General features: G+C 66.9%; 8 protein-coding genes. 5 read left to right on the forward strand and 3 right to left on the reverse strand.

What is annotated here, in order from left to right:
* Positions 1–54: 54 nt before the first annotated feature.
* The 3 genes from SriyCCGPB3_RS05195 to murD all read left to right on the forward strand — a co-directional run bounded on the left by SriyCCGPB3_RS05195 (position 55) and on the right by murD (position 5,468).
* Entirely contained in the window at positions 55–2,649 is a 2,595-nt protein-coding gene (locus tag SriyCCGPB3_RS05195) for a bifunctional aspartate kinase/diaminopimelate decarboxylase (protein ID WP_100437481.1), read from the forward strand.
* Positions 2,650–2,725: 76 nt separating this feature from the next.
* Complete coding sequence (gene murL, locus SriyCCGPB3_RS05200; protein WP_350259945.1) at positions 2,726–4,078, forward strand: UDP-N-acetyl-alpha-D-muramoyl-L-alanyl-L-glutamate epimerase; 1,353 nt, start codon at positions 2,726–2,728, stop codon at positions 4,076–4,078.
* On the forward strand, positions 4,059–5,468 hold the full coding sequence (gene murD, locus SriyCCGPB3_RS05205) for a UDP-N-acetylmuramoyl-L-alanine--D-glutamate ligase (RefSeq protein ID WP_350259946.1): 1,410 nt from the start codon (positions 4,059–4,061) through the stop codon (positions 5,466–5,468). Before murL ends, murD begins: the two co-directional genes overlap by 20 nt.
* A gap of 94 nt (positions 5,469–5,562) precedes the next feature.
* Here the strand turns inward: murD and SriyCCGPB3_RS05210 are convergent, their stop codons facing one another.
* A complete protein-coding gene (locus SriyCCGPB3_RS05210; RefSeq protein WP_350259947.1) occupies positions 5,563–6,156 on the reverse strand; it encodes an SMI1/KNR4 family protein in 594 nt (197 codons plus the stop codon).
* A 134-nt stretch (positions 6,157–6,290) separates the two neighbouring features.
* Between SriyCCGPB3_RS05210 and SriyCCGPB3_RS05215 the strand changes: the two genes are divergently transcribed.
* On the forward strand, positions 6,291–7,082 hold the full coding sequence (locus SriyCCGPB3_RS05215) for a dienelactone hydrolase family protein (protein WP_350259948.1): 792 nt from the start codon (positions 6,291–6,293) through the stop codon (positions 7,080–7,082).
* Between the two features lie 96 nt (positions 7,083–7,178).
* On the opposite strand, the gene SriyCCGPB3_RS05220 is transcribed toward SriyCCGPB3_RS05215, so the two are convergent.
* Positions 7,179–8,177, reverse strand: coding sequence for a polyprenyl synthetase family protein (locus SriyCCGPB3_RS05220; RefSeq protein WP_350259949.1), 999 nt, complete (start codon positions 8,175–8,177; stop codon positions 7,179–7,181).
* A gap of 214 nt (positions 8,178–8,391) precedes the next feature.
* Between SriyCCGPB3_RS05220 and SriyCCGPB3_RS05225 the strand changes: the two genes are divergently transcribed.
* Positions 8,392–10,005, forward strand: a complete 1,614-nt coding sequence (locus SriyCCGPB3_RS05225) for an alpha-glucosidase family protein (RefSeq protein ID WP_110711493.1) — start codon at positions 8,392–8,394, stop codon at positions 10,003–10,005.
* A 265-nt stretch (positions 10,006–10,270) separates the two neighbouring features.
* Here the strand turns inward: SriyCCGPB3_RS05225 and SriyCCGPB3_RS05230 are convergent, their stop codons facing one another.
* Positions 10,271–13,048 (reverse strand): TonB-dependent receptor, encoded by a 2,778-nt coding sequence (locus tag SriyCCGPB3_RS05230; protein WP_350259950.1) that lies wholly within the window; start codon positions 13,046–13,048, stop codon positions 10,271–10,273.
* Positions 13,049–13,067: the final 19 nt, after the last annotated feature.

A 13,067-nucleotide genomic window follows, 5' to 3' on the forward strand; every position in this document is an offset into this window, starting at 1 on the left:
AATCAAAGGTTCCGCCCCTGAGGGCGGCTTCCCCACATTCTACATAGCCAATCCATGTCAGCTTCCCCCCTTGTCGATCGTTGGATCGTACTGAAGTTCGGCGGCACCTCGGTGTCGCGTCGTCATCGCTGGGACACGATCGGGAAGCTGGCGAAAAAACGTGCGGAAGAGACCGGCTCGCGCGTGCTGGTGGTGGTTTCGGCGCTGTCCGGGGTCACCAACGAACTGACCGCGATCGCCGATGGCGCGCCGGACAGCCGTGATCGCGTGGCGGCGCTGGTCGAACGCCACGAGGCCTTCCTGGTTGAACTCGGCCTGGGCCGCGAGGTGCTGGCCGAGCGCCTGGCGGCGCTGCAGGGGCTGCTCGACGACGCGCGCGCGGCCACCCGGCCGCTGCAGTGGCAGGCCGAAGTGCTGGGCCAGGGCGAACTGCTGTCCTCCACCCTGGGCGCGGCTTATCTGCACGCTTCGGGCCTGGACATGGGCTGGATGGATGCTCGCCAGTGGCTGGACGCGATGCCGCCGCAGCCGAACCAGAGCGACTGGTCGCAGCGGCTGTCGGTGAACTGCCAGTGGCGTGCCGATGCGGAGTGGATGCAGCGCTTCCGCGCGCAGCCGACCCGCCTGCTGATCACCCAGGGCTTCATTTCGCGGCATGCCGATGGTGGTACCGCCATCCTCGGCCGCGGTGGCTCGGATACCTCGGCGGCGTACTTCGGTGCGCTGCTCGGTGCCAGCCGCGTGGAGATCTGGACCGATGTGCCGGGCATGTTCAGTGCCAACCCGAAGGACGTGCCGGACGCGCGCCTGCTGACCCGCCTGGACTATTACGAAGCGCAGGAAATCGCCACCACTGGCGCCAAGGTGTTGCACCCGCGCTCGATCAAGCCGTGCCGCGATGCCGGCGTGCCGATGGCCATCCTCGATACCGAGCGCCCGGAACTGCCGGGCACCAGCATCGATGGCAGCGCTGCGCCGGTCCCGGGCGTGAAGGCGATCAGCCGCCGCAACGGCATCGTGCTGGTGTCGATGGAAGGCATCGGCATGTGGCAGCAGGTCGGCTTCCTGGCCGATGTGTTCAACCTGTTCAAGAAGCATGGCCTGTCGGTGGACCTGATCGGTTCGGCCGAAACCAACGTCACCGTGTCACTGGATCCGTCCGAGAACCTGGTCAACACCGATGTGCTGGCCGCGCTGTCGGCCGACCTGTCGCAGATCTGCAAGGTGAAGGTGATCGTGCCGTGCGCAGCGATCACCCTGGTTGGCCGCGGCATGCGTTCGCTGCTGCACAAGCTGTCGGACGTGTGGGCCACGTTCGGCCGCGAGCGCGTGCACATGATCTCGCAGTCGTCCAACGACCTGAACCTGACCTTCGTCATCGACGAAGCCGATGCCGATGGCCTGCTGCCGATCCTGCACGCCGAGCTGATCGACAGCGGTGCGATGCCGGTGGAAGAGACCGAAGTGTTCGGCCCACGCTGGCGCGAGATTGCCGGCACCGTGCGCCCGCGTGGCACGCCGTGGTGGCGGGGCCAGCGGGCGCACCTGCTGCAGCTGGCCGACGCCGGTACGCCGCGCTATGTCTACCACCTGCCGACCGTGCGCGCCCGTGCCCGCGCGCTGGCCGCGATCAAGCCGATCGACCAGCGCTACTACGCGATCAAGGCCAACAGCCACCCGGCCATCCTGCAGCTGCTGGAAGCCGAGGGTTTCGGCCTTGAGTGTGTATCGCACGGCGAACTGAAGCACGTGTTCCAGCACCTGCCGGAACTGTCGCCCAAGCGTGTGCTGTTCACCCCCAGCTTCTGCCCGCGCAGCGAGTACGAAGCCGCGTTCGCGCTGGGCGTGACCGTCACCGTCGACAACGTCGAAGCGCTGCAGCGCTGGCCGGACCTGTTCCGCAACCGCGAGCTGTGGCTGCGCGTGGATCTGGGCCGTGGCGAAGGCCACCATGCCAAGGTCCGCACCGGCGGCAAGGACTCCAAGTTCGGCCTGCCGATCGCCCGCGTCGATGAGTTCGTGCGCGCGGCCACCGATCTGGGCAGCCGCGTGGTCGGCCTGCATGCGCATCTGGGCAGCGGCGTGGAAACCGCACAGCACTGGCGCCTGATGTGCGATGAGCTGGCCGGTTTCGCCCGTCGCATCGGCAGCGTACACACCATCGATATCGGCGGTGGCCTGCCGATTCCGTACAGCGACGAAGACGAGCCGTTCGACCTGGACGCCTGGGCCGAGGGTCTGGCCGAGGTCAAGGCGCTGCATCCGGCATTCCGCCTGGCGATCGAGCCGGGCCGCTACCTGGTGGCCGAGTCCGGCGTGCTGCTGACCCATGTCACCCAGGTGGTGGAGAAGGACGGCGTGCGCCGTGTTGGCCTGGATGCCGGCATGAACGCACTGATGCGCCCGGCCCTGTACGACGCCTGGCACGACATCGAGAACCTCAGCCGCCAGGGCGGTTATGCCGAAGCGGCATTCGACGTGGTCGGCCCGATCTGCGAATCCAGCGATGTGTTCGGCAAGCGCCGCAAGCTGCCGGTGTCGACCGCACCGGACGACGTGATGCTGATCGCCGATGCCGGCGCCTACGGCTATTCGATGGCCAACACCTACAACCAGCGGATGCTGCCGCGCGAAGACGTGATCGAATGACCATCGCGCGCGCCCTGCACCCGCCCACCGACACGCCCCGCGCCATCGCGCGGGCCCGTGCCTGACCGGATACACCATGACTGCTTTCGACAAACACCAGGTTTCCCGCTTCCGCTTCGTCCGCTGCGAATTCGCCGCGGACACCGGCGTGGCCAGGCTGGTCTACGCCTTTGATGACGGCCCGGAGATGGTGGAAACCATCACCGTGCCGGGCGCCCCGTTCGTGCTGGACGAAGCGCGTACCGCCGCTGTGCAGCGCGCGCTGCAGCTGCTGCACCTGATCGCCGGTGTCAGCTACTACAAGGCGGGCGTGCCGGAGACGGTCAGCATCGACAGCTACGCCATCGATGCCGATACCGCTGCGCTGGTGGAGGCGGTCTACCTCAACGGTCTGGGCGAGTTCGCCTACCGCAACGGCCTGAACCTGCGCGGCCGCTTCCGCCTGCCGGCGCAGGGCGAGGCAGTGCAGGCGCCGGTGCTGGGCCTGCAGCCGCACGCGCTGGTGGCGATCGGTGGCGGCAAGGATTCGCTGGTCAGCATCGAAGCGCTGCGCCGTGCCGGCGTGGACGAGACGGTGACCTGGATCGGTGGCTCGCAGCTGATCCGTGCCTGCGCTGAACGCACCGGCCTGCCGACGCTGAACCTGGGCCGCGCGCTGGCGCCGGAACTGTTCGAGCTCAACCGCCAGGGTGCCTGGAACGGGCATATCCCGGTTACCGCGGTGAACTCGGCGATCATGGTGTTGGCCGCGCTGCTGCAGGGCGTGGACCAGGTGGTGTTTTCCAATGAGCGTTCGGCCAGCTACGGCAGCCAGATTCCGGGCACCGGCGAAGTGAACCACCAGTGGTCCAAGGGCTGGGCGTTCGAGCAGGCGTTCGGCAGCCATGTGCAGAAGCACGTCGCTGCGGACCTGCAGTACTACTCGCTGCTGCGCCCGATGTCGGAGCTGGCGGTGGCTCGCCAGTTCGCCAAGACCGATTTCTACGACGCGCATTTCTCCAGCTGCAACCGTAACTTCCACATCCTCGGCGAGCGCCCGGTGAACCGCTGGTGCGGTGTCTGCCCGAAGTGCCATTTCGTGTTCCTGGCGCTGGCCCCGTTCATGCCGAAGACGCGCCTGGTGCGCATCTTCGGCCGCAACCTGCTGGACGATGCCGAGCAGGCCGGCGGCTTCGACGCGCTGCTGGAATTCCAGGACCACAAGCCGTTCGAGTGCGTGGGCGAAGGCCGCGAATCGCGTGCGGCGATGGCGACCCTGGCGCAGCGCCCGGAGTGGAAGGAAGACGTGCTGGTGAAGCGCTTCTGCAATGAGATCCAGCCGCAGCTGGATGCCGCCGAACTGGAACTGGCACCGCTGCTGCAGCTGCAGGGCGAGCACCGCGTTCCGGCTGCGCTGTGGGAACGGGTGCGTGAAGATTTCGACGCTTGAAGGAAAGCGCGTTGCGCTGTGGGGCTGGGGCCGTGAGGGCCGCGCCGCGTTTGCGGTGCTGCGCGAGCGCCTGCCCACGCTTGGCCTGAGCCTGTTCTGCCCGGCGGCCGAAGTGGAGGCCGCGCATGCGGAAACACAGGGCGTGCTGGACGTGCGTGGCGAGCCTTCCGCTGAAGCGCTGGCCGCGTTCGATGTGGTGATCAAATCGCCCGGCATCAGCCCCTACCAGCCGGTCGCGCTGGCGGCGGCGGGGCAGGGCACCACCTTCATCGGTGGCACCGCGCTGTGGTTTGCCGAACATGCAGGTGCCGATGGCATCGTGCACGACACCGTGTGCGTGACCGGTACCAAGGGCAAGAGCACCACCACCGCGCTGGTCGCGCACCTGCTGCGTGCCGCCGGCCACCGCACCGGCCTGGTCGGCAACATCGGCCTGCCGCTGCTGGAAGTGCTGGACCCGCGGCCCGCGCCCGCGTACTGGGCGGTGGAACTGTCCAGTTACCAGACCGGCGAAGTGGCACGCAGTGGCGTCCATCCGCAGGTGGCGGTGGTGCTGAACCTGTTCCCGGAGCACCTGGACTGGCACGGCAGCGAGCAGCGTTACATCGACGACAAGCTGCGGCTGGTGACTGAAGCCGCACCGCGCATCGCCGTGCTCAATGCCGCCGACCCGCAACTGGCCGCACTTTCGTTGCCCGACAGCGAAGTGGTCTGGTTCAACCAGCCGCAGGGCTGGCATATGCGCGGTGACATCGTGCATCGCGGCGAGCAGGCCGTGTTCGATACCCGCAACACGCCGCTGCCGGGTCGCCACAACCGCGGCAACCTTTGTGCGGTACTGGCGGCGCTGGAAGCGCTGGGGCTGGACGCCGTGGCGCTGGCACCGGCGGTGCAGGATTTCCGTCCGCTGCCGAATCGCCTGCAGCGCATCGGCGTGGCCGATGGCCTGACCTACGTCAACGATTCGATCAGCACCACGCCGCATGCCAGCCTGGCCGCGCTGGAGTGCTTCGCCGGGCAGCGCATCGCGTTGCTGGTGGGCGGGCATGACCGTGGCCTGGACTGGACCGATTTCATGCAGCACATGGCGCACGACGTGCCGCCGGTGGAGATCGTGACGATGGGCAGCAACGGCCCGCGCATCCACGCGATGCTGCAGCCGCTGGCCGATGCCGGTCGCTTCGGTCTGCACGCGGCGGCGGATCTGCCCGAGGCAATGGCGCTGGCACGTGCCGCGTTGGGTTCTGAAGGCGGGGTGGTATTGCTGTCGCCGGGCGCGCCGAGTTTCGGCGCCTACCGTGACTACGTGGCGCGTGGCCGCCACTTCGCCGAGCTGGCCGGTTTCGATCCGGACAGCATCAGTGCGATTCCGGGGTTGGGCATCGCCTGAGGGGTCGGATCCCTTTCCGCAGGAAAGGGCTCTGACCCCAACGGGATTCTAGCCGGCAACCCTCCGGAGAAATTCATCCACGCATGGCGTGGATCTACTGTTCCTCGTCGATGAACGCGTAATCGCGATCAATCATCTGCTGCAGGTACGCATCGAAGCTGGGTGCGATCACCGCATAGCTGTCCGGATCGTGCAGGTAGCGCACCACCTGGCCGACCGTGCCGCCCGGTACCGGGTCGAAATCCAGGTACAGCATCGAGGTGCCGCCGTTGTTCATGCAGTGCGAGAAGCACAGGCGGCGGTTCATCGGCAGATCGGCGTCGATGCCCTCACCCAGGATCTCCGGCTCGTCATCCAGCCACTCTTCGTAGATCGAACGGATGCTGTCGTCCCACTGCTGCTGGTCTTCGAAGATCTGCGCAACCGAACGCAGGTAGTAGGGATAGCCGCCGTCCTCCACGTCCGAGCCGAGCACCAGCACGCAGACCTCGCCGCCGGGGTACTCACGGAAGTGGGTGCCATCCACGCGGGACAACAGTTCCAGCAGGCTGTCTGGCACCTGAGGCCACTGCGCACGCAGGCGCTGCAGGTCTTCGCCGCTGGCGCCCTGCACGTGGGCCCACTGCGGGGCATCCTCGGCAGGCAGGCGGGGGATCAGGCCAGACAGAAAGCGATCAACAAGGTTCATGCAGAAAAAGGGGGACGGAGGGGATTAAGTCGTATCCAACCACACCTGCGTCACGTCGCCAATGCAGAATGCGACGCGGGAGGGGCGAATACGGCTTAATCCCCTCCGTCCCCTTTTTCTTGCGGAGCAGGCGCATGAATCGTTGGCGATGCGGTGTGGCGGTGATGCTGGGGCTGGCAGCGATGCCGGCATGGGCGGCGATGAAGACCCAGCCGGTGGAGTGGAAGCATCAGGGCACGACCTTCAGTGGTGTGCTGGTCTACGACGATGGCGGGCATGACAAACGCCCGGGACTGGTGATGGTGCCGAACTGGAAGGGCGTGAACGAATCGGCGGTCGAGAAGGCCAAGCAGCTGGCCGGCGATGACTACGTGGTGCTGGTGGCCGATGTCTACGGCAAGGGCGTGCGGCCGAAGACCGATGCCGAGGCCGGCCCGGTCGCCAGCAAGCTGCGCAACGACCGGCCGCTGCTGCGCGCACGTGCGCTGGAGGCGGTGAACGTGCTCAGGGCGCAGGCCGGCAAGGTGCCGCTCGATACCCGTCGGATCGGTGCGGTGGGCTTCTGTTTCGGTGGCACCACGGTGCTGGAACTGGCCCGTGCCGGCGCGCCGCTGGCCGGTGTGGTCAGCCTGCACGGCGGGCTGGGCTCGCCGCTGCCGGCGCAGGCCGGTGGCACGCACCCGTCGGTGCTGGTGCTCAATGGCGCCGACGACACCAGCGTGACCGCCGAGGACATCGCCGGCTTCCAGAGGGAAATGAACGCGGCCAAGGTCGACTGGGAATTCACCAACTACAGCGGCGCGGTGCACTGCTTCGCCGAGCGCGATGCCAACAGTCCGCCAGGCTGCCAGTACAACGAACGGGCGGCCAAGCGCGCCTGGAAAGCGCTGGATGAGTTCTTCGAGGAGCGCTTCGAGAAACGTTGATCCTTGCAGCGGTAGTGCCGGCCGCTGGCCGGCAATCTCATGATGCTGCGGATGTCATCGGGAATGCCGGCCAGCGGCCGGCACTACCGAAGGCGGTCAATGCGAACGCTGCACCGCGTAGCGGGCCAGGCCGCGCAGGGCGGCGACGGCGTCGTTGTCGGCCAGGCCATCGAGCGCACGTTCGGCGGCTTCGGCGTATTCCTCGGCGCGGTGGCGGCTGTACTCGAGGCCGCCGGTGGTACGGATCGCGGCCAGCACTTCCGGCATCGCCGAGGCGTCGCCGTCCTGCACGATGGTGCGCAGGCGCTCGCGGGTGGCGGCGTCCGAATGGGCCATGGCGTGGATCAGCGGCAGCGTTGCCTTGCCCTCGGCAAGGTCGTCGCCCAGGTTCTTGCCCAGCTCCTCGGCATTGGCCGAGTAGTCCAGCACGTCGTCGGCGATCTGGAACGCGTAGCCCAGGTGCATGCCGTAGTCGAACAGGGCCTGCTGGGTGGCTTCGTCCACGCCGCTGGCCAGCGCCCCCAGGCGGGTGCCGGCGGCGAACAGCACCGCGGTCTTGCGCTCGATCACGCGCAGGTAGGCGGCTTCGTCGGTATCCGGGTTGTGCACGTGCAGCAGCTGCAGCACTTCACCCTCGGCGATGCGGTTGGTGGCGTCGGCCAGGATCTGCATCACCGACATGCGTTCCAGCTCGACCATCAGCTGGAAGCTGCGCGAGTACAGGAAGTCGCCGACCAGCACGCTGGGCGCGTTGCCCCACAGCGCGTTGGCGGTGCTGCGGCCGCGGCGCAGGCTGGATTCGTCCACCACGTCGTCGTGCAGCAGGGTGGAGGTGTGGATGAATTCGATGATCGCCGCCAGCTGGTGGTGATCCGGGCCGGCGTGGCCGACCGCGTGGCCGGCCAGCATCACCAGCATCGGGCGCAGGCGTTTGCCGCCGGCGGAAATGATGTGGTCGGCGATCTGGTTGATCAGCACGACGTCCGAGGACAGCCGGCGCCGGATCAGGGCGTCGACGGCGGCCATGTCGGCCGCGGCAAGCGACTGGATCTGGGGCAGGCCCAGGGCGGGACGGGTGTCTTCGGTGATGGTCATGCGATCAGGCTTTCAGGCTCATCGCTGATTATAGGCGTTGCCTGTGAATTCGGGCGCAAACCGGGCTGGCCGACGTCCCCGGCCCGGCCACGGCTGCCGCCTGCGTGAATACGTATGCAGGTTGCGCCATGCCCGGGAGGGCGCCGCTAAGCTTGCCGGAACAGGATTTAGGCCCGCTTCCGGCGGGCCCTGCATGCCCGGAGGGGGGCTGTCGATGTCGCACTATCCATGGTGGCGCGGAGCCGTCATCTACCAGATCTACCCGCGCAGCTACCTCGACGCCAACGGCGATGGCGTGGGCGACCTGCCAGGCATCATCCAGCGCCTAGACCACATTGCCGCGCTGGGCGTGGATGCGATCTGGATTTCGCCGTTCTTCAAGTCGCCGATGGCCGACTTCGGCTATGACATCGCCGACTACCGCGATGTCGACCCGCTGTTCGGCAGCCTGGACGACTTCGACCGCCTGCTGGCCAAGGCCCACGGCCTGGGCCTGAAGGTGATGATCGACCAGGTACTGAGCCACACCTCGATCGAGCACGCCTGGTTCCGCGAGAGCCGCCAGGATCGTAGCAACCCGAAGGCGGACTGGTACGTCTGGGCCGACCCGCGCGAGGACGGCACGCCGCCCAACAACTGGCTGTCGCTGTTCGGCGGCTGCGCCTGGCAGTGGGAGCCGCGCCGCGAGCAGTACTACCTGCACAACTTCCTGGTCGACCAGCCGGACCTGAACTTCCATCACCCGGACGTGCAGCAGGCGACCCTGGACAACGTGCGCTTCTGGCTGGACCGCGGCGTGGATGGCTTCCGCCTGGATGCGATCAACTTCTGCTTCCATGACGCGCAGCTGCGCGACAACCCGGCCAAGCCGGCGGAGAAGCGCTTCGGTCGCGGCTTCAGCCCGGACAACCCGTACGCCTACCAGTACCACTATTACAACAACACCCAGCCGGAGAACCTGCCGTTCCTGGAGCGGCTGCGCGCGCTGCTGGACGAGTACCCGGGGGCGGTCAGCCTGGGCGAGATCTCCTCGGAGGACTCGCTGGCCACTACGGCTGAGTACACCCGCGATGGCCGCCTGCACATGGGCTACAGCTTCGAACTGCTGGTGGACGACTACAGCGCGGCCTACATCCGCGACACGGTCTCGCGGCTGGAAGCGGCGATGACCGAAGGCTGGCCGTGCTGGGCGGTTTCGAATCACGACGTGGAGCGGGCGGTCAGCCGCTGGGGCGGCCACCCGGCCGACCCGCGCCTGGCGCGGATGCTGGTGGCGATGCTGTGCTCGCTGCGCGGCTCGGTCTGCCTGTACCAGGGCGAGGAACTGGGCCTGGCCGAGGCCGAGGTGCCGTTCGAGGCCCTGCAGGACCCCTATGGCATCACCTTCTGGCCCAACTTCAAGGGCCGCGATGGCTGCCGGACCCCCTTGCCGTGGACCGACGCGCCGCTGGCCGGTTTCACCGCCGGCCAGCCGTGGCTGCCGATCCCGCCCGAGCACCGCGCCGCGGCCGTGGCGGTGCAGGAGCGCGACCCGGACTCGGTCCTGGCCGCGTTCCGCGGGTTCCTGGCCTGGCGGCATAGCCAGCCGGCACTCCTGCATGGCAGCATCCGATTCATCGAAAGCGCCGAGCCAGTGCTGCTGTTCGAGCGTATGCTTGCAGATGAAACCCTCCTGCTGGCCTTCAACCTGTCGGCCGAAGCGGTGAGCCATCCGCTGCCGCCGGGCAACTGGCAGCAGGTGGCGGTGCCGGGCCCGGATGCGGGCACGGTGCAGGGCAATGAACTCCAGCTGCCGCCGCGCGCGGTGTATTGCGCCCGACGCAGCTGACCGTTTTCTCCGGTGGCGGTACTTGCGGGGACGGGGCCGAAGCGCCCCGTCCCTTTTTTGTGGGTGGGATTGTGGTGAAGGGCATCTACGCATGGCGTGGATCTACCCAGCGACACCCCAACCAGTAGATCCACGCCAGGCGTGGATGGGCCTTGCCGACCAACGGCCGGCATTCGCGCAAAAGAAAACCCGCTGCCTGCGCAGCGGGTTTCCGGTCCTGCTCCCCTTGTGTTGCCGGCCAGCGGCCGGCACTACCCGGTCGTGGTCAGAACTTGTAGTTCACGCCCAGCATGTAGGTACGGCCCCACTCGATGTATTCCAGCGGGCGGTCCTTGCTGCCGGCGTAGGTGCGGTACGGTTCGTTGGTCAGGTTGCTGCCCTGCAGCAGCAGGGTCAGCCCGCGCAGGCTGCTGCTGTCGCTGAAGGTGTAGCTGACCTGTGCATCGGTCACGTTCTCGCCCACCACGTAACGCAGCGTGCGGTTGCCGTTGAAGTTGCCGATCTCACCAATGAAGTCCGAGCGGCGGCGCTGGCTCACGCGTGCTTCAAAGCCACTGCGCTCGTAGTAGGCGGTGAAGTTGTACACGCGCTTGGACAGGCCCGGCAGGCTGATCGGGTCGGTGCCCACACTGGAGGCACTCTCCGGATCCAGGATGGTGATGTCGCTCTTGTTGAAGGTCGCGCTGGCCTGCACGCCGAAGCCGCGCAGGCTGTCGGTCAGCATCTCCAGCGGGAACGACCCGGTCAGCTCCAGCCCCTTCAACGTGCCGCCCTTGCCGTTCTGCGGCGTGGAGAAGGTGCCGGTGGTCAGCACCGGTGCGGTCATTCCCGGCGGCGGCACGTAGTTGCCCAGCAGGCCGCTGAAGTCGTAGTTGTCCACCGACTGCGTGTAGACGTAGCTCTTCAGGTCCTTGTAGAAGATCGCCGCAGCCACGTAGGCCTTCTCGCCGAAGTATTTCTCATAGGACAGGTCCAGCGCGGTGGCGCGCCACGGATCCAGCAGCGGGTTGCCGCCACTGCCGCCTGGGCGGCCGTTGTTGGTATCCACGCCGAATTCCAGGCCGGCACGCATCTGGTCCACGCGCGGGCGTGCCACCTGCTTGGCGGCGGCGAAGCGCAGCGTCTGCTGGTGCGGGAACATGAACACCAGATTCAAGCTCGGCAGCCAGTCCTTGTAGGTCCTGCCGGCAGAGAAGGGCTGGATATTGCTGCCTGCCGGCTGCGAGCTGTCCCAGTAGCGCGAATCCGAGCTCTGGTCGGTGTGCTGCATCTGCACGCCGATGTTGCCGCGCACGCCGACCACGCCGATGTCGGTGTTGATGTTCAGGCGTGCCCACGCGGTGGTGATCTTCTCCTCGACCGTCCACGACTTGGGAATCAGATAGTCCAGGTTGTCGACCGGGTTGAAGGTCATGTAACGACCGACGGCTGCCGGCACATTCCACGACGGGATGTAGCCGATGCCGGCGAAACCGAGGTTGACCGGGCGGTACTGCAGGTCCGGAGCGATGGTGGATTCGCCTTGGGCGCCGAGCAGGATGTTGCCTTCGGCCTGGGCCTTCTGCTTGCGGCGGTCGGCATAGTTCACGCCCACGTCCACATCCGAGAACCAGCTGGACATGGCTTCGGGAACCGGCAGCGTCGCCGCCAGCTTGGCGCCCTTCAAGCGGTCTTCGACCTCCGGCACCTTGCCGTAGCCGGAACCATAGATCGTGTTGGTCAGGAACAGGCTGTCCGGATTGGAATAGTCGCGCCCCGGCGTGATCTGCGAGAAGCTGTTGTTGTTCACCACCAGGCCGATCGTGTCGAACTGCGGGCGCGGCACCAGCTGCAGGTTGTTCTCCAGGTTGATCTCGCGGCGGGTTGCCTTCGAATAGTTCAGGTCGGCGACCAGCTTCACGCCACCGACGTTGAACTCGTTGTTCCAGCCGAACGCATCGATCTTGTCCTTGCGCTTGTTGTACATGCCGCGCACCAGCGGGTACGCATTGTTGATCGTGCCACCGGTGAAGCTGCCATCGGCATTGCGGCCGACATTGCTGAACACCGGCAGGATCGCGTTGGGATTGTTGCTGTCCTCGCCGTTGCCGCTGAGGCTCAGCTCGAACTGGTTGGCGGTGTCGATCTGCTCGGCTTCGGTGTGGAACGCATCGAAGGTGCTGGTCCAGCTGTTGCTGGGGCGGAACTGGATCGTTGCCATCACACCGTCGCGCTTGTTGTTGCCGGTACGGCGCAGCGCCTTGATGCCATCGGTGAAGTAGGTGCCAGGTGCGATTCCGCGACGCTCGCCCTTGTCGGTGTGTTCGGTGGTCCACGGCTCGTACAGGCCGACCTGGTTCTCCTGGATCGGCATGTCGCTGTGCGCGTAGCCAATGGCGATGCCCAGGGTGTTGTCGAAGAACTGGTCGATGTAACTGGCGCTGAAACGGTTGCCATACGGATCGATGTTGGCGGCGCGGCCCAGGGAGCTCTTCTGGTAGCGGCCGCTGACTGCGATCACGCGCTCGCCGAAGCTGAGCGGGCGCGCGGTCTGCATGTCGATGGTGCCTGACAGGCCCTGCCCGACCAGGGCGGCATCCGGGGTCTTGTAGACGGTTACACCATTGACCAGCTCGGATGGGTACTGGTCGAACTCGACGCCGCGGTTGTCACCGGTGCTGACCACTTCACGGCCATTGAGCAGGGTGGTGGCGAAGTCGGGCGACAGGCCACGCACGCTGATCACCTGTGCACGGCCAGCCACGCGCTGGGCAGCCAGGCCGGGCAGGCGCGAGATGGATTCGGCGATGCTGACGTCGGGCAGCTTGCCGATGTCTTCGGCGGAAATCGCTTCGACCACCGAGGTGGCGTCCTGCTTGATCGCGATTGCGTTCTCGATGCCGCGGCGGATGCCGGTGACCTGCACCGTATCCAGGTTGGTGGCGGCGGTGGCGGCGGTGGCGGCCGGCGCGGTGGTGTTCTGCGTGGACTGTGCCGACGCCAGCGTCGGCGCCAGGACAACGGCCAGCGCGATGCTCAGCGCGCTGCGCTTGTGGTTCAACATTTTCCCCTCCCAGGCAATG

It is taken from the genome of Stenotrophomonas riyadhensis (genome assembly GCF_040256885.1).
Taxonomy (GTDB): Bacteria; Pseudomonadota; Gammaproteobacteria; order Xanthomonadales; family Xanthomonadaceae; genus Stenotrophomonas; species Stenotrophomonas riyadhensis.

What these genes read in the sequence shown, in the direction of transcription:
- SriyCCGPB3_RS05220 (WP_350259949.1), bottom strand. Translation starts at nt 8,177, where the DNA reads ATGACCATCACCGAAGACACCCGTCCCGCCCTGGGCCTGCCCCAGATC.
- murL (WP_350259945.1), top strand. Translation starts at nt 2,726, where the DNA reads ATGACTGCTTTCGACAAACACCAGGTTTCCCGCTTCCGCTTCGTCCGC.
- SriyCCGPB3_RS05215 (WP_350259948.1), top strand. Translation starts at nt 6,291, where the DNA reads ATGAATCGTTGGCGATGCGGTGTGGCGGTGATGCTGGGGCTGGCAGCG.
- SriyCCGPB3_RS05225 (WP_110711493.1), top strand. Translation starts at nt 8,392, where the DNA reads ATGTCGCACTATCCATGGTGGCGCGGAGCCGTCATCTACCAGATCTAC.
- SriyCCGPB3_RS05230 (WP_350259950.1), bottom strand. Translation starts at nt 13,048, where the DNA reads ATGTTGAACCACAAGCGCAGCGCGCTGAGCATCGCGCTGGCCGTTGTC.
- SriyCCGPB3_RS05195 (WP_100437481.1), top strand. Translation starts at nt 55, where the DNA reads ATGTCAGCTTCCCCCCTTGTCGATCGTTGGATCGTACTGAAGTTCGGC.
- SriyCCGPB3_RS05210 (WP_350259947.1), bottom strand. Translation starts at nt 6,156, where the DNA reads ATGAACCTTGTTGATCGCTTTCTGTCTGGCCTGATCCCCCGCCTGCCT.